Below are 19,331 nucleotides of genomic sequence, written 5' to 3' on the forward strand. Positions count from 1 at the left end.
CTCCGCTATGTCGGATTCTATAGGGTGTCAAGATTAGAGGCCTATTCGTACGCGGACTGATCAGCTTTAATCTGCTACACCAGCCAGTTATCGCCCGTCCAAAATTTGATGATTCTCCCTCCCTTGAACTCACTAACAACCTCCCAGTCCTTTCCTGTAACGCCTTAACCTTAGGAGATGAGGAGTACTCGAGAATGGCATTAGCAAGTTGAGTAGTTATGGGCCAAAGCTCTGACGCCTGTCCTGTTTGATATTTTGCCTTAGGCATTCTAAGGAAATATTGGCCCCCTTCTGCCATCGAATCGGGTACCCACAATGCATCACGGAACATTTCATGCAACTGGATAGGTCTCTTTAATGTTTCGAACGAGATCCAAGTAAACAGCCTTGAGGTGAAATCCGCCGTGGATTCCCCCTCTGCAGAAATGATCATTGCTTTTCGAACCACTTCAATTTCGGAGCTTGTTAGCGCCCCGCGCGTCTCGTGCCATTCCAGTATCCTTAAAGTTGGGTGAGGCTTTTTAAGCCTTATAGCCTCTAACTCCAATGCATGAATCTCGTCCGCACCTGCCAACCCCTGAAAAGCAGCGTAAATGTAGAACCTTCGAAACTCGGTCGCCTCCGCATGGGATGATGTCATAACGCTCAACAATTTCCCGAGAGACATATCTGAAAAGTCCTTCCATGAAGGTTGCCAGTGCCTTTCCAAGCAAGAGATCCCCGCGTGCACTGAGCTCAGGATTCTAGGGCAAACCGACTCAAGCTTGTGCACTAGGTACTTTTTGACCACCTCAATAATTACTACTGGGAGCTGGTATCTGCTTAGATCAATAGAATATCTAGCCCTTCTCCACACCGCTTCAACATAATCTGTCGTCACATCAATGAAAAATGGACTACTCGGATCAGCATTACATCTTACATATAGCCGCCCGACTTCATCTTCAAATTCACCAGAATCATTGACTTCAATACCCATTGCTTACCCCTCAAAATTTAACCTCATCAACTCCCTTCTTGCCTTATCCCGAATCGCGCGCCGAGCATAACCTTTTAATGAGTCAGGACTACTCCATCCTCCCATGTAAACTACGTGATCTATTTCCGTAGAATTGTTCTCTAGCAAACTTGCAGCTTCGTAAAGCCTATTGAACACAGCGTGGCGTACGAGATGCCAATGAAAAGCTTTGACACACTCATTGCTAATCATGCAAGCGACTTTATTTGCCGCTGAACAGGATAGTGGATTACCCAGCGAGGCGTTACCGTGAGAGATCAACAGGAATTCGTGGTCTAGATAAGCTGTAAACCCTCCTTTTATTTTTCTTTTAACTCTATATGTATCTACATACTCCTCAATGGCTCTAATCATCCCCTCATCACCAGGACTAAAATAAAGCCGCCTACCAAAAGTTTTAACAAGTGGATTATTGGGAGCTCGCGGATCAGAATAATCTGCCCCTCTATCCTCTATGCGGATAATTTCCAAAAAAGGATATAAACCAGTCAGATCAATATCCACTAGGCGTAATGCTAACAACTCGCCTAGCCTTAATCCAAACCTTCTAACTAAGCGCCACATGATGTAGTTTCTTAGATTCAAGCCGCGAGTCACGTTCGCACTTGAAAGCTGCCCTACTAAAAACCCCTCTATTTTTTTCAATTCATCGTCCGTCAGGTCATGCGCGATTAGCTCTTTTCTGCCGCTCACCATTACACTAGACCAAACTTTCTTATGGCTTTCAATTAAACGAATATAGCTAACATTGACGTCAATACCGGTAGCAAACAAAGGTGTATAGTTCTCAACAAACCAAATTGAGAAAGTGCTGCAGCTTTGTAAGATCTTACAAACATATTTGTTTATCTGGGTCCCATCAACCGGCGGCGATATAATCTTCTCAAGCCAATTGGCAAATTTTCTTACACATCTAAAATCTAGTCCTTTCCCCTCAAGCAGCATGCGCTCGATATCGAGCCCAGTTATGTTTCCCCATGTGAATAAAAAGGCAACGTGGTAGAGCACTGTACGAATACTCGCCTTATAGCGACGATTACCCATTGAATACGCTACTTCGTACAGACTAGCGCTAAGACAAGGTACAAACGTTTCTACTGCCACCAACTGGTACCTAGCTACGTGTTGATGTGAAAACTTAAGAACCTTGTACTCTAACCCTACAGTCCTAACTGATTTAGTTCTTCTAGTTAGTCCAGGCATGAGACATCTCCTTCAGCATCAGTTGCAGAAGTTGTCTTCGAATGAATTTTATCAGCCTGCGACCAAAGCGACTTTAATAAGCCATCCCCAATCGAGTAGTTTGATCTTAACTTAAGACAGCTAGTTGACTTATAATCAACTAGCACGGACAGCAATTGATAACCGGTGAGAATTTCAAACAAAAAACGTATAAATATATTTTTGCCGCCCATATATCCGCACCTTGACATTAGTTTATGTCTTAAAGGTACAGATGCTGGGCCGCGGATAACTCCGTCGTCTGCCAACTATCTAACAACCTACGGTGCTACATTGGCACATTTTTAACGTAAACCAGTTGACTGGACTAATCAAGACCTTACGTCGCAGGTCTGACGGGACGCGGGGCTGCGGAGCTCTCATCCCCCCGCTATCTAGGCACTTTGAGGTCAGATAAATCATCGACCAGTGCCGAGCCCGCTACTTCGACCAGGGCACGTCCAGGCCATTGCTGGCCACCGGCTCAATGCTGAACATCGGGCACAAACTGGACCAGTGTCGCGACCAACTCCCCGCACTGGCCGGTCGGCAGCTTGATCTGGTTACCCGCACCAGCAAAGATCTGACGGCCGCATGGTTCTAACGTACAGAAGGCCTTAGACGTGCTGCGGGACAAAGAGCTGGTCTGGAAGGCAAACCGCGGTGAATACGCCCTTGAGGATATCTCTATGGCTACCTGGCTTACCCGCAGCTCCAGTAAGTCATAACTGAACCGCCTGTTGGGGAAATATCAAATATTGCCCTGATAGGCTTGCGATAGCGCTGCACCACCATCGGGCGCCCCAAAGCTGACTGTTCGTTTTGTGGATCTCTACCCGGGTTTTGATGAGCGTGAGTCGTGTCTGCGGCTAAACCCCATTGTTGGAATTCGATAGCTGATTTTGAATAGCTCGTGGTGGACACTGCACACATAATCATGTCGCTGCTCCAAGAGCAGTTAGGTGAGCTGCAGTCAAGAACTTGGGTACTCGAAGGGCCTCAAAGGCACACCTATGATCTTGAATTTCCTGATTGCGCGATCACCATTCGACATTAATTCCCCTCCAGGTTTCTAATAGAATGCTACTCCCAACGCCGCCTACTGAATCTCGCCAGTTCAAGGTACACCCTCACATAATCAAAACACTGATCCGCGAACAGGCAGGCTCTCTACCAAAAGCATTTGCGGAGCTAGTGATGAATGCGGTTGATGCTGGAGCTACCCACATCCATCTGACGATTGACCATTCAGGTGAATTCTCACTGCGAGATAACGGTAAAGGATTTCAGAGTCGCGAGGAGGTTGAATCGTTCTGGGAGACATTCGGAACACCTCACACAAACGGCGACGCTTTCTACGGTCGCTTTCGCATTGGGCGTGGTCAAATCATGTCCTACGCCTCAACGAAATGGCGAAGCGGCCACTTTGAAATGAATGTTGATCTGGAAGCGGACCAGGCCACATTCGGCTACGGACTGACAGAGCACGAACGCATCCAGGATGGTTGCACAATCAGCGGCAACCTCTACATGTCAAAAGGGTTTGATCTTGAAGCCTGCTTTCGCAGTCTCAGAGATGTTTTTGAAGAATGGAGTATCCGTTCAGACCGGACGTTTGAATCTCTGGTGCAATTCGTTCCGATCCCAGTCAGCATAAACAGTGTCCAGGTTAACTCACCACCTAGCGGCTTCGTATGGGACAGAGAGGACGATCGAGCGTGGTATAAATTTGATCGAAACCATCACTCGATAGACATATACAACATGGGCGTTTTCGTTGAAAGCGTAACTTCTTACGATTTCGGTGTGGGCGGAATCATCTGTAGCAAAATCCCCTTTAAGTTGAACCTAGCTAGGAACTCTGTCCTAACTCACGAGTGTGAAACATGGGCACAGATCAAAGAAGTGATATACGGCCAGTTCGCGCAAGACTTGAAAGGGGTCAAGCGCTTAAATAGGTATGAGGCTTCTGCGTTGCTCCATGGCCTCTGTCATGCTGAAGAAACTCTGGCTCTACCCGTACGGAACCGAATCAAAAAGCTGCGGTTTTTGCCCGATATTTTTGGTGCGCTTCGGTCACCTGATGAGTTTTTAAAGGAAGGGGAATTCACACTCTACGATGGTGTGCACACAGGAATTGCGGAGCACGTTCAAAGGCATTCATTGGCGACGGTCGTTATGCCCCAGATGTTCCTGGATGCGAGCATCGCCGCAAGTGATCACAATGCAAAGGTGCTTCTTGGTCGACTCAGGGCAAAGCTATATGGAGATCAAAACCGGGAATATACATTTCGCCCCTTCGAACACTTTGTAAGTGAGTTATCCGATATATCCACAATTCTTAAAGATGAGGATTTATCGAGAGAGGAAAGCCTTGTACTAGGCTTGTTAAGAAGGTTTAACCGTCAAGTCGCCAACATAACCCTGGGGCGAAAAGCTCCGGTCAGGAAAATAGTCGCGGGAAATTCCGATTGCTTCGAGGCTTGGACCGACGGCAAAACCTTCATAGCCTTCGACCGTATCCAACTCTCAGGCATGCGCTGGGAGAGTGGTTCTACCAAGCTCATAAACCTATTGGTGCACGAGTATTCACACGTTGAGTCCTCTGTAGGGAATCATGACCATGACTTGGACTTCTACCAGTGTTTTCACGAAGCAGTTTTACACCGCAACTACGGCGGAATTGTAAATGACTTGTTCAAAAATTATCTTGATGGCTTGGTCAAGCTCTCGATTGTGCCCTCAGCCTACACTGGCACTCTCGCAAGGAGGATCGGGAAGCTAAGTCTGTCGCTCCCCAAACGTGGTGGTAGCAAATCGGCTGACTCTACCAAAGGGCATCAAAACTCGGCTTGCCGCCCCATTGAGGCGGATCACGCATCAGATGAAGGGATCGATTTATCGGGTGGACTTCTTGTCAACCAGCCCCTGAGCTAGCTTGGCATTCGGGTCGAATAATACAACGTCCCGAGTCCTCATCAAGAGTGGGGGCCCCTCCTCGTGGCCGCCCAAAGCTGACTGTTCGGTTGGTGGATCTCATCAGGACAGATCCAAGATAATGGACCGGGCGTAAATCGCCGCACCCTCACAGCGGGAATGGAAATTATCGTCATTGGTAGCTTCTGGCACACATCAGTCGCCGACAACATAGGCACATCAGCTTATGGAGTGCTCGCAATGTCCGTCTACCTTTGGCCCCTCGTAACCCTTCCGGCAGTCATCACCGAACCAGGTGCGTACATCACTCGGGGCGGCGAACGCGTCACGGTAGTTCGTGCAACCCAGCGCCACAGCTTCGACTGCAACGGCTTCTATGGTGAGGATAGTGCGGCGATCGCTGAAAGCTGGCATCGCAGCGGGCGCCTCTATTCGAATGTCGAATGCATAAACGACATCGTTCGGCGGGTGTGAACCAACAAAAACCAGTCAAACAGCCTACAAGGAGAAGGAATGGCCATCCTGACATTTTGTGACTTCGATGAGGCCCTTGAGGCCGTAGAGAGCGCACCAACAGAGGAGGCTCTTTCCGCACTAATCGACACCATCAACCAGCTGTTTGAAAGCGACTGCTTAGAGGTCACACCTCGGGACTGGGCACACCTCGCGTCTGCGACTATGTTCCGCACCACACAGCTTCGGGATGCAACGCCGCAGTAACCAGTCGCTGCGCTCCCTTACCCCAAAGCCCTGCCAGTCGGGGCTTTGTCATTTCAGCGTCCCACCCCTCATCCGCCTAGTTCTACACCCTCACGACGGCCCCCGATTTTATTTGGTAGCCGCTTCTGGCACGCGCCGATCACCCTCAATATTTGCTTTATCAAGAGGTAACCAACCCTCGCCAAAACGTAAAGGCTTGAACATGATTTCCACCAATGACCGCACCAAAGATCTCGAAGACGTCGCAGTTTTGAATCATGCCCTCATTCGCTACGTTGAAGCGAACGAGGAGCGCACTGACGAATCGCTGGTGTGTGTCGGCTATGCACGCATCCTCACCCTCGCCGACCAGGCCGCAACCGAGATCGCCCTCCAGAGCACAGATGAAGGTGAGGACTGGGATGGCACGGCTTGGTTTGGCCGTATTGATGCCATCGATTCAGGGAGCCTAGCAGCAGCCCTGCTGGGCCACGGTGCTGACGTTAGGTCAGTTGTCAGTGAGTGGCTCTTGTCCATCGAATAACCCACACACAGGTGGCCATCATGATGATTGGTCATCGCATAGCAGCCGCGGACTGGACAGATCATGGCCAACAATATGCAAAAATGCTGGGAGTGGCTGCATGAGCGCAGTCGATTCACTTCCGTTCAAATCGACTTCAACCGCGACCACACCTACAAACAACACCGTGCCGTTTGGCACGTGGAAGGCTTCGGCTGGTGCGAAGCGAAGGGCCAAAGCTTTGAAGAGGCGGTAATGAACGCTATCAACACTCGCTTTGATACAGAAACTCTGGAATATTTCCCGGCTGAATAACAGGCCAGCCGCAGCAGCCCCTACCTGGCACCTCTGTGACGGTGTCAACCCTCCCATCAACTGCATCGCAGGTGCTTTTTGACAACGATCACATGGGATCTGAAAACCCTCAGCGCCGACACTCTGGTGAGTGACAGCGCAGCGATGGTGCAGACCGGCTTCATCGCCCAACGGGATTGGTCACTGAAATCCAAGCTTTGGGTCCCAGTTAAACCCCTCACGTTTGAGCACTCGCCTATCGTCGCCGTGGGCGCATCCGGAAACGTTCTAGTAAGCAACCTGATTGTTGACTACCTGCTTGACCGGAACCTGCCTGCTGGTACCACTAGGCCTTCAACTCCGCTGGAGGCCGATCTCGCGGCCCACGCAACGGCTATTCTTGGAATCCATAATCAGGACGCATCGTTTCTAATCCTGACTGAAAGTCACTGCTGGCGCCTCAAGGTGTTCCCCGGAAAACCCGTCGATATCAGCGACGTCACAGCCCACCCGACTGCGATCGGCGCAGGCGCCAATGTTGCGCAGCCGTGCCTGGACGCAGGCCTAGACGGAATCAAGAGCATTATTGAAGCGGCTCGGCACACAGATTCGGAAACCAATTTCTCCATCGACTATGTTGATCGGACATCCAGTCCCACAATAAAACGGGCGCGGCAGTCATGCACAACCCTCAGAGACCCACAGCGTCTGAATCGGGTGATTACTCGATCCATCGCACTCATCGGTGGGGGGCTCACCGCAGTGGGTGGCATTGCCTTCCAGACTGGCGGGTTTACAGGGGGCGCTCAGATGCTGTTAGTCGCGCTCAGCATGGCTGGGATCGTGGCCACAGTATCCTCGATACTCACATCTCTCTGGGACACCAAAGGAGCCAAATATCACCTGGTGCCTATTGGGGTGATGGCGTTACTGCTAGTTTGGAGTGTGAGTCAGAGCTTTCTTGAGGCACACCGGTTGACACCCCTAATCCTGCTCTACTTCGTCACAGTTTTCGCTCTGATTATGCTGCGGATAAAGTGGCCTTGGGTAAGCCGCCCGCGAAATGCGGTACATCTAGGGGCCAGCTTAACGCTGGGTAGCTTGCTCGCCGCGCTGACACTCTTTTCTCAAGCCCCCTACGACTGGCCCTTGCTTATTGCAGGCACGATCGGCGTTAGTCTTGGGTACACGGCAACTCTGCTGACGGTCAACTACATGATCCGAAACTTCTCCCGTCACCAGGTAATCATTGAGCGAATTCAAACGAGTCAGAAACCATAGTCAGGAATTTAATGCCCCCGCTCAGGCAAGATCCTCGGACGTGCACAGCACAAGGGCTATTCGAGCAAATGAATTCGGGAAAGATATTGGCTGTAGGATGTTTCGGCGTGATTCTGATTGCCCTCGGCTTTGATATTGCAGTCTCCCGCCCCTTTGCAACGATGTATTTCGTCGGTTCAAACCCAGCCTGGGGCTTTGGTCCGAGGGAGCTTGCACACTGCGTGGGGTTCGCAGGCTGCACCCTGGCAGGGTGGGCTTTGATCCGGTCGTTTGCCACGCAACGAGGCCGTCGCGCCAACCTTATGGTTGCATTGGCGGGCCTGTGTGGCTTTCCTCTGTTCCTGTCATGGCCCGCGTGGATGCCTTTCCAGATGGAGCATGGCTTGCGAAAGTTCATCTGCACCATCGTCATCCCTTTCTACCTCATAGGCTCAGTCATGTTGCGGCAGTATGTGAAGGACTTACCTTCACTTACCCGGCCGACGCAAGCAGCGCTCATGAGTGCAGGAATGATGTGGATTTGGTCACTCACATGGGAGGTGGGGATCCAGCCTCACGAATATGTTTATGAAGGTCCTCCTCGGGGATACATCCAGTGGGCACAGCTGCTTTCCGATTTCGTAGGCATATGGGTCCCAGCATTGGGGTTGATTGGCCTGCGCCACCACACAGCAAAAGACACCCCATCTGCGGATTCGAAGAGCGCAGCATTGTAGATCCCCTAGCGATCCAGAAGTGGTGCCTGCTTCTGGCACACGCAAAGGCCACCCATGATTGCTCCATTGAACAACTCAAGTCTCTGGAGCCAAATTATGAACGCAGCATTCCGTGAAGCCCTCGCCGCCCGCTTCCTGTGGACGGACTACCTCGTTCTCGAAGCCATTGGAGCATCGGAACCTCAGATCGATACCGCGTACCAGACCGCTTGCAACGCAGTAGATGAGCTCGCTTCGAACGACGTGCTTTCCCACCGCCACTACGGCCCTGTTGCCCCTCTCCTGCTGCAAGATGTTCCCTTGCTGGAGGACCATTACAATCTCGCGTACCAGATGTATTCAGAGCTCTACTACAAGAACTATCACGACGGATCTATCGAGGTAATGCAGTCGCACTGGCTTCCACCAGTCAAACCCCTGGATCTTCCCTATTCCCAATGGTTTGCCGCAGTTACTCGCGCGATTGCCGACCTGATGCAAATGACCTGCTCCGAAGCCGCGGTTGCTACGTTTTCCTTTGATGAGGACTTTTTCCATTCATGGAGAAACCAGGACCTGCCAGCTGTTGCAGCTGAAAAGATCCATGAGTCTTACAAGCTCCATATCAGTGGACTGGGTAAAATCGAGCTCGAGGAGTTCATGCAGGAGGTTGCGCGGGATCTTGAAGATGTCCGCCAGCAAGAAGACCACCACTTGCGCTGTGATTGCATCGACCATTCTCAATCCGGAGCCGCCGGGTAACCCTGGTTCAATTCCTGTGTGAGCGGCTGAATAGCCGGGGCGGACCTAGGAAGGAAAACGGACATCCACCAGCAGGAAATGTCCGCTTCCCGCGCCCCCAGTCAGGCACGTCGCGCAACCCCTGTGAAAGAAGTGAAAAGCCGTTATCCTAGCCACGATCCGAATCCCGCTGCTGGTTACCAATGTCCAAGAATCGTGGCAACGAATACCGCTACCAGATCCTGAGGTCTGAAGCACGCAAGGCAGCCCAGGCGCTGGCGCACTCAAACGAGAACCTTAAGGCCCGGGGAATAGACACTACAAAAATCCGCTTCGATAGCATCACTCCAGTGGAGATCGAAGCCTCAGATCTTTGGGGTGATGAGGCTACCCTCTATCCTTGGTACGATGTGCATCATTGGAAGCAGGACGACACGCGCGGCTTCGATCTGTCGCTATGGTTTGGTCAGGAGCTCTGTGGGCTCTGCTACGCCACTCCTCGAAAGAGCAAGATCTGCATCAAGATCGTGATTCTCGAGGGCAAGCCAGACAAGTCGCACCCCCTACGAGGTGCCGTGGCTGCGCTGGCGCTGACCGCAATCGAGAACTACGCCCTTATGATCGGTTGCACGGAGATCGAGGTCCAGGAGCCTGCAGCAGGTGCTATCCCGATCTATGAGAGCCTGGGGTTCGCCTTCGATCCGACGGACCGGCTTGTCATCTCTATTGAGCAGTAATACTATCCACCTAAATCCCGATACCCGAGAGGTGTCTATGCAGAAGCCAAAGCACGAACCGAAACCAATGATGGCAGCACGCTTCCAAGCAGAAGCTCGTGCGGTCCTTGCTAATCGTTCCGTGAAAGCCAGCCGTTTTCTGGACGTAGCAATGTCCAAAGGCCGTGATTTCGAGCCCGTTGGCCGCCTCGCTGGCTGACAAGCATCATTGATCCCAAAAGAGCTGCCCTGACGGGCGGCTTTTTTTGTGCCTGCAATTCACAATACCCCGGCCGGGTTCGTGGATCCGCCATAAGGATTCTTCCGGCACGCTTCCGAACGCCTCAATATTGCCTTCATCAACTTTCAAGAGTGTGGAGAGATCATGAGCAAGGCTGAAGAAAGAACAATGAAATCACTGCGTAACCGGTGGGCTCAGGGCAAGGCGACGGCCAAGCAGGTCCGCCAGTGCATGGACCTGGAGCAAAAGGCTCAGGTTGAGCAGCTGAAATCCCCACTCTGAATCCCAACCAACTGGCTGAACTGACCGGCCCCGGCTATTCAAGGTGGGAATTATGAGTAAGTTAGCAGCGCTGTTGGGCCCCGCGGACGAGAAGACGCCGTATCAGCGTGGACGTGAAGCAGGCCAGAAGGGAGATCACGGGCCTGCCTTCCCTAAGCCGGATTCGACTTGAGCAGATCGATTGTTTACCCGCGGCTGGTCACGAGGCGCAGATGATCGGGCTGACCAACGGAGTTAGTTGCCGGACACAAAAAAAGGGCCATTGCGGCTCTTTTTTCGTAAAAGGGATTCTGGCACAGGGTAAGTGGTAACAAGATGGCCATATCCAATTCAGCTCATGCAAGGAATTCAATATGGCTACCGCCCACACCATCACACTCGCTTCGGGACTGGCGGTGCCTGTCCTGCAGTACAACTCGACCATCAACGGAAAAGGGTTCTACGTCAGCTTTAACGACCACGACATGTGGATCTATGGCTGCGACACCACTGCGCTAGTGCGTGATCAAATGGATGGGTTCTACATCCTCAATGGTGATCACCGCGCAGCCTACGCAGCGCTGATACCTCAAGGCTTCGAGGCGTGCCTGGATTACTTCAAATCCAACATTGGGCTCGTAAACAAGCATAGCGACCGCCCACCTCAGGCTGCCTGCGCCTGATTGCCCCATCCGACCGCCCGGGGTCGCCTGGGCTTCAAAGGAAATAGCGAATGAAACGATTTGTAGTATCCACCAAGCTTCCCAAGTTCTACCGTGATCAAGGGTTCAAGGCAGAGATAATTGACCGCAAGCATCCGTCTGATGGGGGGCCAGTAGCAATTGAGTGGTTCAAGACCCAAGCTGAAGCCAATGAGGCCCTCGCCCTGATCGATGCTCGCGAAAGCGCCACCGTTTAGGAAACCACCCCAGGCTTTGGGGATTGAATCAATACGACCGGAGCGCTGGCACCAACCTGACCAGGTCCAGCCTCCCCATCAACCGCGCGTAATCCTCTGACCACTGGCAGTAGTTCTGTGCGTCGCCATCACCCTCACCGATAAGCACCAACTGGTGATACACAAGTCCGGTCATCATCGGTATGTGCCGAACTACTGGAGTGTGCTGCTTGCCCGAAAAATAGACTGCCTCAGCAAAAGTCAGAAGCTCAGATGGGTTTTGGCTTTTGCGATGCTGAGAAGGAAGGATAGTGGTGTCAATGACACACCCATTCTCCAAGGTGATCCAGGCATGAGCATTTATCGGCCGGCCTACAGGACGACCATCCTGAAAGTCCAACCCATATCCCCCGGCGACGTCGCGCTGCAGCTGCTCTAGGTTAAGGCCCACATAGAGGCCATCAACCAGCTCGATGTCTCCAACAGTGACGGTATGCCGGACACCCAACTCAAGCAGGATGTATGACAGCTCACGGGCGACTCTGAAGCATTTCCCTGGCAGCACGTCGGTATGCGGGAGAAACTCCGAGAAGTCACGAGCGATCGCATCAACAATCTGAGGAATGTCGATCTTCAACCCTGGAGTGATCCTCAGCGGGTAGTTCGACAATCCACCTGCAATCGCATCGGTCCGCACCATGGCTGCCTTGAAGGCGTCTATGTACTCGTGCATTGGTACTTGCTCCGGCGATTCAGTGTAAGTGGGCGATGACGATACAGATCGGCTAAGGATCAAGCGACCCCAGCACACCATTCCCAGGGCTGGATAACGACCGCATTGGTACCCCGCCTGAGGTATTGGAAGTTCGATTAGGCGGGCGTTCCAAACGTTTGGGCGGCAGCCTTATTTTCCCCTTGGGAGGTTCTGGCACACTTAATACCCCCTGATGATGGTTCCACTTTCCAAACAGACTCGGAGCCTCAACCATGAACCCAGCATTTCAAGAAGCCCTCGCCGCCCGCTTGCTCTGGATCAATGTCGCTGCTTTTGCTGGCACCGAAGGGTGTGAGGCTCAAACCGAAGCCGCCTTGGAGGCTGCCTACAACGCGGTGCACGATCTTGCGTCGAATGATGTTCTGACCTACCGCCACTATGGCCCCTGCGTGCCAATCTTGCTTCAAGACATCCCTGAGCTGGCAGACCAATACAGCCTTGCTCACGAGCTCTATACAGAACTGCATGAAACCAACGTTAAGAGCGGATCGATTGGCAGGCTCTCAGCCAGTTGGTTGCAACCTGAGCCACATGAACACTTCCCTTACGCAAGCTGGCTTGCTGCGGTCGATATGGCTATCGCTCAACTCATGGACGCTCGTGTAGGCACGGTTGCACACATTCGCCAAGGGCATTACCGCACAGTGATGCACCAATGGTCACATGGAGAGTCGCCGGTCGACACGGCAGAGGAATGCATTGATGCCTACGAGTGCAACCAGGAAATGTTGGAGGAGGAAGCCCACCGCGCGTACTGCCAGGACCTCCACGACACCTATGCGTCGATTGAAGCAGATCTCTGGGCCGGATGGCGTGAGGAGTGTGAAGACCTGGGGCTTGCGGCCTAACACCGGCGGCGAGCGATTCAATTCGTCAGACCCAACCTGCGGAAACCGTTTGCGCAGCCTTCGGCTCACATCTGGGATTCAGCCCGTGCTTACTAACATTTTGACGGGATGGGGCTTCTGGCACGCTGAATCCTCTACGAATATGTGGTCAATCAAATGCGACCCTTCATAAAGGAAATCACCCATGAGCGCCCACACCCCTGAATATCGACCCACGATCGGCCAGACCTTGTTTATGGGATTCATGGACGACCAGCCCTGCGTTGTAACGGTAACCGGCTTCCACCAAGACGCCCGCTTTTCGAGTGAGCAGATCGAATTCACGGTCGGTAAAGACGGCAAGCCCCACTCCTCAAGCATTAATCTGTACAAGTTCTACCCGGATGCCCCGATCGACAGCAAGTACGTCTACTGCGTTGTGCAATCGTCATATGATGGGCGGGAGCTTCTAGAGGTGGAGGAAGCGTACTTTTTCAGTGAATCCAGCGCGTTCGAATTCAAGGCAGGTCTGGAATCTGGCGCGATCGGCTCCCGGTTGGATTTGCATGACAAAGACCGGACGTTCCGTGTTCAGGTCGAGATGGTATAAGCCTGAGTTGAAAAGGTTGTGGTTGTAATTCGGCTTCCACCGACATGCTGGCCACATGAAAGAACGGACACTGATTGTCCCCAAATACGAATTACAGCAATGGCACGTCAGATCAGCGAATTCGAGCAGCAACTAAATAATCTCATCAAGCCACTGCGCACCGCACGCTGGTCCGCAGATTACCGCTGGGATGGCTTGGAGCGGGCCCTGATCGGTCTCGGCGAAGATTATGGTGGACTGGAGCTAATTCCGGACTTCCAGCGCGGACATGTTTGGACTCCCGAGCAGCAAGCTCACTACATCGAAAACTGCCTGCGCGGCGTTGTACCTGTCAGCGGGTTGCTTATCCAGTTCAACAGCGCTAGCTGGAATAATATCGCCAAAGCAGATACCGATCTCCCGCCTGGGTTGCAGTGCGTTGACGGGCTGCAGCGTTTCACTGCAATCACTGAGTTCGTCAAAGGCAACGTGAAGCCATTCGGGTTCACTGCTAAGGAGTTGCTGGGCACCGCGTACAGCGCACGAAAATTCTACGTGAAGGTCGCAGTCCACGACTTCACCAGTCGCGAGCAACTGCTTACTCAATACCTAGACCTGAACGCGGGCGGCACGCCGCATAGCGAGAAGGAAATTCAGCGGGTGCGTGGACTGCTGGAACAGGCCAAGAAAGCCGTCGACCCCAACTAACCGGCCCCCCCAAAACTGGTAACGGTGGAAATGGCAGTGATGTTTCCGCTTCTGGCACACAGCCAAGCAAGGCAGCATAGAGGTAATGATTTCAGCCGAGGATACCGAAATGACCGCCTACGCTCCTGTGCCACCCGCACAACCCCAAGCACTCTCCGGTTTCGTACAAATCTACCTTGAGGAACTGGACGGCCCAGCCCTGGACTGGGCTGTTGCTCAAGCGGCCGGGATCAAGGTTCAGATCGAGAGCCCTCAACACCAGAACCTCGCACGAGCCTATCGCGTTACCTCACGGGGCTTAATACCGTTCCGTCCGAGCACAGACTGGGCTCATGCCGGCCCATTGCTGCGCGAATACCAGGTGGCGCTCAACCCAGAGGCTCACTACGGGGACGAAGGTACTGAGACTTCCGAGCGTTGGATTGCAAATATCTACTACAGCGGAGGCGATCAATACACCACCGAGCCTGCGCGTAACGAGCTCGTAGCGCTTTGCCGTGCCGTGGTTGTCACAAAGTTCGGGGACTGGGTCAGTGTGCCGGTTGAATTGAGTGTGGCACCGGAACCTGCCTATCCGAGAACTGACGCTGCCGTACTTTGAAATCCAGGCCATGGGGCTATACGTCAGGCACTGTTGAAAATGCACCACTTCAGCGGGTTGCCAGCAAGTCAGCGGGAGACCGTCTATTGGGTACCAGTCCCCCAGGCCGCCGTCTATTGGGCCCGCAACACCGTCTATTAGGTATTCGGACGACCGTCAATTGGGTACAAATCCCTCAGGCACCGTCTATTGGGTACGCGGCTATGGACACCATCGATGGGGAGCTCTACCAGCTGGCTGCCAATGCAGAATCCGGCGATTACTCGCACACCTTCTCAGAAGGTTCGTATGGAGGCGTCGTGTGGCGCGTTGTGGGCTACCTCTCCAACCATCCGGGCGATGCCTTGCAGCTGAACAGCGGTAATGACGAAGCAGGCGTGCGGGCTGTCCTGGGCGCTTTCCAGTCGCTTCTTTCGCCAGCACCTGCACCCTCCCCAACTCGCGTGGTAGTGGAGCTCTCCGATGGCGGCTTGGTGGGTATCCATAGCCAACAACCTGTCGAGGCCATCGTTGTGTGCTTCGACCACGAGGATGAAACCGAGGAAAGGGTCAGCGAACAGGCACAGTGGTTCAAGGAGAACTCCGGCGTGTCTGCAGCGATCTGGCATCACCGCGACAATGCAACAGAGGAGATGCAGGCCTTCTTCGCCAAGGCAGCAGAGCGCTCCACGGCCCCAAGTTGAAACTCTGACTGCTGGCCCAACCGCGCCGGCATTCGGAAAGTATTGTTATTGTCGAATTCCGAGATGTCGAGCGCGGTACCGGGCTAGAATCCACTCAACGCTTACAGAGGAGAACCCAATGCAAATTCAACCCAAAACAACGTATCGGTTCACCAAGAGCGGCAGCCTTGTCCGCACCAAGTCACCCACTGACTACGGCGGCCGTGGCAACTGGGTTGTTGCCCGTATCGACACCGGCAAAGAAATGATTGTGCCAGGACGTGCTCTGATCGATCCCAACCACCCGGATTGGTCTTAGAGAGCGACCTCACAATGTGTCCATCATCCAGCGGACACCATCGAGGTCATCATGCAAGGTACCATCAGCTACCGCCCTTCCCCTTTCCCAATTGCCACTAAAGCCACCAACGGTTTCCGAACGCTGGCTGAACTCTGCACCTTGTGGAATGTGCTCAGCGCCGTATGCCTGACTGATGATGGTGCTGAACTGGACAATTCCTTTCTGCACTTCGACAAGGGCGACGACGTCGCCGATGTCTGGCACTGGTTTGAGCAGCAGAACCCCTTGTTCGTAGCCGCGAGTGCTGGGCAGCACATCGGCGATGACCATCCATTCCGCACCTTGGGATTGGTCGAACAGGCCCTGGCCCACGTCGCAACCATTCACCCTTCCGTCACGCAAGTCGTCTACGGCGATGATCTGCGCTGGCGCTACTCGGCGAGCGGGGGCGCACCGGTAGCGTTCAATCGCACTGAAAACATCAGCCTTCTCGAAGACGCTGCTGATGAAGCATTCGACCGTGCACTGCAGAACGTAGTCGTCACCTTGAGCAAGGTTAGCAGTAGCTGACTGCCGGCACCTCCTCGCGGTGTACGTGCTTCTGGCACATGATAGTTGCCCTCACGATGAGAACTCCTAACCGAGCTCACAAGAGGGCCACTAGATGAACTCCCCACGAACTATTCCCGCAGTGGGTCTGCGATTCACGAAATTCGCCATGGAGCGTTGCCTGCACGTTATCTACGACAGCGGCGAGCACTACATGCCCTTGGACGCCCGCCAGCGCGAAGAGATCCTTGCCCCGGTTGCCAATGCCACCAGGCTGACTGATGAAGAAGCCGCCCGCCTGACACTCATTCACTGCGAAGTTAACGAGACCATCAGTATCGTGCTGGATACCCTGGACAGCCCCCTGTACGCGCTGGCCAGCGACCCCAACGATCTTGAGCACATGCCATCAACTGGTCATTACGCCGGTGTCGTATGGCGCGTGGTGGGCTTCCTGTCTGATACCCCGGACGAAGCCATTCAAATCAACGTCGGGACCTGTGAGGCGAGCGTGCGTCAGGTGCTGGAAGCATTCGAATCCTTGGTTGAGGCAGCAACTGCCCCAGTCCGCCTTGTGGCTGATGTCACCGGTGGCGCACTGCACGGCATCTATGCCGAGCGACCGGCAGTAGTAGCATTCATCAGCCATCACCGTGACGACCTGGACGATGAGCAGGTCCAGGAAGGCTACATCGCCACTAATGGTCAGCCAGTGGCTATGTGGCTGCAAGACTCTACTGGCGGCGAGAAAATCGTGGTTGACCACTACTTCACCGAGCTCAAGAAATCCGCGCAACGGAGCGCGGCGGCTTAAGCTGGGCATTCGACGCGCCTGCGTTATGCTGGCTATCTCCGGTGCCGCTGGATCAACTGGATGCAGTGGCACCCAATTCTGAATTATGAGGAGCCATCTTGTCTGGGGAAATTTCTGTAACGTTCGGCTTCTACTTCTGTGTAGAGCCTCAATCGGTGGACGGCAAGGAAACCTCCTCCCTGTACGACCTGGTCGAGCCCATTGATGAGGATCTTTCTGAATGTTTCACCCAAGCGGAAGATGAAAACACGAGTCGTCATACCTATGGTTCCAGTGGATGGTTCGGCAAGGAAATGACCGGCACGGGCAAACTCTCCAGTGGTGACCGCTGGGCAGACTTCAAAGTCCGCAACGGGGATTTCGAAGCGCTCAAGAAGGAGTACCAGCGCTTCATTGAGGACGACAACGTTATTCAATTGAAAGCGTTGATGGATGAGCACTATGGACCGGACTCCTACGAGATCCGCCTGGGCTCATTTGCCGGCCAATCGTTCTAAGCGACTTCCTCACTTGATATGCACCCCGGGCTGGTATGGCCGGGGCTCTGTCGCCGGCTATCCAATCCCAGGGTTATCACCGATACTCGTAGCCATCTGCCCTACAGCACTTGTAGGGCGCTTCTAACGAGTGACGGATCACGCATGACCACGCTGGCCCGGGGGCGCAAAACCACCCCGACTTCCAAAGCCAAGCCAAAGAAACCAACTGGACGGTTGAGCCGCGCCCAATACGCTGGTTACGAGACATGGCTTCAATTCAAAGTGGCTTACGGTCTCTATCTGGATGAAAGCACCAGAACAGCAGACCACTCAGCCTACGCTCAGTGGTTCGACGGGGGCGTACTGGGCTCGCGTGCGTTTCACCACGACGCTCAAACCCTCACCTCGACAATCAACTTCTCCAGCCTCATCACTTCCCGGCCCGACACCGTCCTCGAGGAGGATTTATCAACGCCTCCTACGCACCTGTACGCCCTGGACGTTGAAGACATAGCCGACTTTACGGGTGATGACGTCCTGCAGGCCTGGGAGAGCCGTGCCCATTCTTGTGGCTCACAAGAAGCTGCGGCCGAGATGTTTGCCCTCTACAGGGTGTTGATCGGGGACGATGAGTTTTATGCCGGCGCAACCACCTACCTCTACCACCCAGACGTATTGGCCATATTCACCCCGATCGCCGAGGCAGAAGCGACAATTCAGAAAGTGTTGGTCGATCTGGAAGTGGAACACGTGCAGAGCCCGGTGATCGATACCCTGCCAGATGTTGTGGAAGGACCGCTGCTCAGCCTGGCCGACATTCGAGACCTAACCACGGAGCAGCTCAAGTCAGCCTGGGCAAATCGCCCTGACAGCTTTGCCTCACTGGAGGCAGCAGCAGAAACGCTGGCCATCCTCCGAGCGCTCAACTCGGTCCAGCCAACGAACCCAACCTATCGGCTGATGATTGACCACGAGTTGATACAGGAGCTTGAGGATTCGCTTCCAAACGAGAGCCAGGTAACAGCGCCGTCGCCCACTGTTGAGCTGGCCATGCTCAAGGTCGACCGGCGGACTGTGCGAACACAGGTTTCGGTTATCCGCCCTGGGCAAGGCAACTTCAGGGCATCCATGCTTGGTCGGTATGGTGGGGAGTGCTGCATCTCCGGCTGCAAGGTGGATACCCTGCTCGAGGCCGCCCACATCATTCCCTATCGCGGGGATCAATCGGATGATGCAACCAATGGGCTACTGCTTAGGGTGGATCTGCACCGGCTGTTCGATGCACACCTGATAACCATCAACCCGGCCACACTCACCGTGGAGGTGGGCAAGTCAGTAGATGATGCTGGGTATCAGGCCTACCAGGGAAAACGGATGTTCATGTACAGCCCCAAGCCGAGGATTCTATTCCTGGAGAGCCACTACCAAGAGTTCAAGGCGTCGAGTAAAGAGCGCCACTGACAAGTAGGGGCCAGGACCTACTAGGTGGGATTGCCGGCGC

The 19,331-nt window shown here is 53.6% G+C and carries 25 protein-coding genes; 22 read left to right on the forward strand and 3 right to left on the reverse strand.

Annotation, left to right across the window (positions count from 1 at the left end; genetic code table 11):
- Positions 1-979, reverse strand: a 979-nt coding sequence (locus A7D21_RS30980) for a hypothetical protein (RefSeq protein WP_141718292.1), incomplete at its 3' end; no start/stop codon positions are given.
- A gap of 3 nt (positions 980-982) precedes the next feature.
- Positions 983-2,221, reverse strand: a complete 1,239-nt coding sequence (locus A7D21_RS30985) for a site-specific integrase (RefSeq protein WP_069553525.1) — start codon at positions 2,219-2,221, stop codon at positions 983-985.
- 1,098 nt (positions 2,222-3,319) lie between these two features.
- On the opposite strand from A7D21_RS30985, the gene A7D21_RS30990 reads away from it, so the two are divergent.
- From A7D21_RS30990 to A7D21_RS31040, 12 genes are all read left to right on the forward strand, one after another.
- Positions 3,320-5,176 carry an ATP-binding protein gene (locus A7D21_RS30990; protein WP_083272273.1) on the forward strand — a complete coding sequence of 619 codons (1,857 nt, stop codon included), beginning with the start codon at positions 3,320-3,322 and terminating at the stop codon, positions 5,174-5,176.
- 240 nt (positions 5,177-5,416) lie between these two features.
- The gene (locus tag A7D21_RS30995; RefSeq protein ID WP_069553527.1) at positions 5,417-5,650 is read left to right on the forward strand and encodes a hypothetical protein; all 234 of its coding nucleotides are present in this window, start codon (positions 5,417-5,419) and stop codon (positions 5,648-5,650) included.
- A gap of 39 nt (positions 5,651-5,689) precedes the next feature.
- Positions 5,690-5,896: a hypothetical protein gene (locus A7D21_RS31000; protein WP_069553528.1), complete on the forward strand. Its 207-nt coding sequence runs from the start codon at positions 5,690-5,692 to the stop codon at positions 5,894-5,896.
- A gap of 202 nt (positions 5,897-6,098) precedes the next feature.
- Complete coding sequence (locus tag A7D21_RS31005; RefSeq protein ID WP_069553529.1) at positions 6,099-6,419, forward strand: hypothetical protein; 321 nt, start codon at positions 6,099-6,101, stop codon at positions 6,417-6,419.
- Between the two features lie 63 nt (positions 6,420-6,482).
- Entirely contained in the window at positions 6,483-6,713 is a 231-nt protein-coding gene (locus tag A7D21_RS31010) for a hypothetical protein (RefSeq protein WP_069553530.1), read from the forward strand.
- 78 nt (positions 6,714-6,791) lie between these two features.
- Complete coding sequence (locus tag A7D21_RS31015) at positions 6,792-7,973, forward strand: hypothetical protein (RefSeq protein ID WP_069553531.1); 1,182 nt, start codon at positions 6,792-6,794, stop codon at positions 7,971-7,973.
- A gap of 107 nt (positions 7,974-8,080) precedes the next feature.
- Positions 8,081-8,689, forward strand: a complete 609-nt coding sequence (locus A7D21_RS31020) for a hypothetical protein (protein WP_141718293.1) — start codon at positions 8,081-8,083, stop codon at positions 8,687-8,689.
- 96 nt (positions 8,690-8,785) lie between these two features.
- Positions 8,786-9,430 (forward strand): hypothetical protein, encoded by a 645-nt coding sequence (locus tag A7D21_RS31025; protein ID WP_069553533.1) that lies wholly within the window; start codon positions 8,786-8,788, stop codon positions 9,428-9,430.
- A gap of 182 nt (positions 9,431-9,612) precedes the next feature.
- Positions 9,613-10,146: a hypothetical protein gene (locus A7D21_RS31030; protein ID WP_069553534.1), complete on the forward strand. Its 534-nt coding sequence runs from the start codon at positions 9,613-9,615 to the stop codon at positions 10,144-10,146.
- Between the two features lie 364 nt (positions 10,147-10,510).
- Positions 10,511-10,648 (forward strand): hypothetical protein, encoded by a 138-nt coding sequence (locus A7D21_RS35975; protein WP_171902658.1) that lies wholly within the window; start codon positions 10,511-10,513, stop codon positions 10,646-10,648.
- Positions 10,649-11,001: 353 nt separating this feature from the next.
- Entirely contained in the window at positions 11,002-11,310 is a 309-nt protein-coding gene (locus tag A7D21_RS31035; protein ID WP_069553535.1) for a hypothetical protein, read from the forward strand.
- 50 nt (positions 11,311-11,360) lie between these two features.
- Positions 11,361-11,546: a hypothetical protein gene (locus A7D21_RS31040; protein WP_069553536.1), complete on the forward strand. Its 186-nt coding sequence runs from the start codon at positions 11,361-11,363 to the stop codon at positions 11,544-11,546.
- A 28-nt stretch (positions 11,547-11,574) separates the two neighbouring features.
- Here A7D21_RS31040 and A7D21_RS31045 read toward each other — a convergent pair whose 3' ends face one another.
- A complete protein-coding gene (locus tag A7D21_RS31045; RefSeq protein WP_069553537.1) occupies positions 11,575-12,258 on the reverse strand; it encodes a hypothetical protein in 684 nt (227 codons plus the stop codon).
- 254 nt (positions 12,259-12,512) lie between these two features.
- On the opposite strand from A7D21_RS31045, the gene A7D21_RS31050 reads away from it, so the two are divergent.
- From A7D21_RS31050 to A7D21_RS31095, 10 genes are all read left to right on the forward strand, one after another.
- On the forward strand, positions 12,513-13,148 hold the full coding sequence (locus A7D21_RS31050; RefSeq protein WP_069553538.1) for a hypothetical protein: 636 nt from the start codon (positions 12,513-12,515) through the stop codon (positions 13,146-13,148).
- 184 nt (positions 13,149-13,332) lie between these two features.
- A complete protein-coding gene (locus A7D21_RS31055) occupies positions 13,333-13,737 on the forward strand; it encodes a hypothetical protein (RefSeq protein ID WP_069553539.1) in 405 nt (134 codons plus the stop codon).
- A gap of 99 nt (positions 13,738-13,836) precedes the next feature.
- Positions 13,837-14,424: a DUF262 domain-containing protein gene (locus A7D21_RS31060; RefSeq protein WP_069553540.1), complete on the forward strand. Its 588-nt coding sequence runs from the start codon at positions 13,837-13,839 to the stop codon at positions 14,422-14,424.
- Between the two features lie 109 nt (positions 14,425-14,533).
- Entirely contained in the window at positions 14,534-15,025 is a 492-nt protein-coding gene (locus tag A7D21_RS34865; protein WP_083272275.1) for a phage protein NinX family protein, read from the forward strand.
- A gap of 203 nt (positions 15,026-15,228) precedes the next feature.
- Entirely contained in the window at positions 15,229-15,708 is a 480-nt protein-coding gene (locus A7D21_RS31070) for a hypothetical protein (RefSeq protein ID WP_069553541.1), read from the forward strand.
- Between the two features lie 118 nt (positions 15,709-15,826).
- On the forward strand, positions 15,827-16,006 hold the full coding sequence (locus tag A7D21_RS31075) for a hypothetical protein (protein WP_069553542.1): 180 nt from the start codon (positions 15,827-15,829) through the stop codon (positions 16,004-16,006).
- 51 nt (positions 16,007-16,057) lie between these two features.
- Positions 16,058-16,558, forward strand: a complete 501-nt coding sequence (locus tag A7D21_RS31080; RefSeq protein ID WP_069553543.1) for a hypothetical protein — start codon at positions 16,058-16,060, stop codon at positions 16,556-16,558.
- Between the two features lie 94 nt (positions 16,559-16,652).
- Complete coding sequence (locus A7D21_RS31085) at positions 16,653-17,351, forward strand: hypothetical protein (RefSeq protein ID WP_141718295.1); 699 nt, start codon at positions 16,653-16,655, stop codon at positions 17,349-17,351.
- A 98-nt stretch (positions 17,352-17,449) separates the two neighbouring features.
- Entirely contained in the window at positions 17,450-17,848 is a 399-nt protein-coding gene (locus A7D21_RS31090; protein ID WP_141718296.1) for a hypothetical protein, read from the forward strand.
- A gap of 144 nt (positions 17,849-17,992) precedes the next feature.
- Positions 17,993-19,291 carry an HNH endonuclease gene (locus A7D21_RS31095; RefSeq protein ID WP_069553546.1) on the forward strand — a complete coding sequence of 433 codons (1,299 nt, stop codon included), beginning with the start codon at positions 17,993-17,995 and terminating at the stop codon, positions 19,289-19,291.
- Positions 19,292-19,331 lie beyond the last annotated feature (40 nt).

Source organism: Pseudomonas sp. AP19 (assembly GCF_001728855.1).
GTDB lineage: Bacteria > Pseudomonadota > Gammaproteobacteria > Pseudomonadales > Pseudomonadaceae > Aquipseudomonas > Aquipseudomonas fluorescens.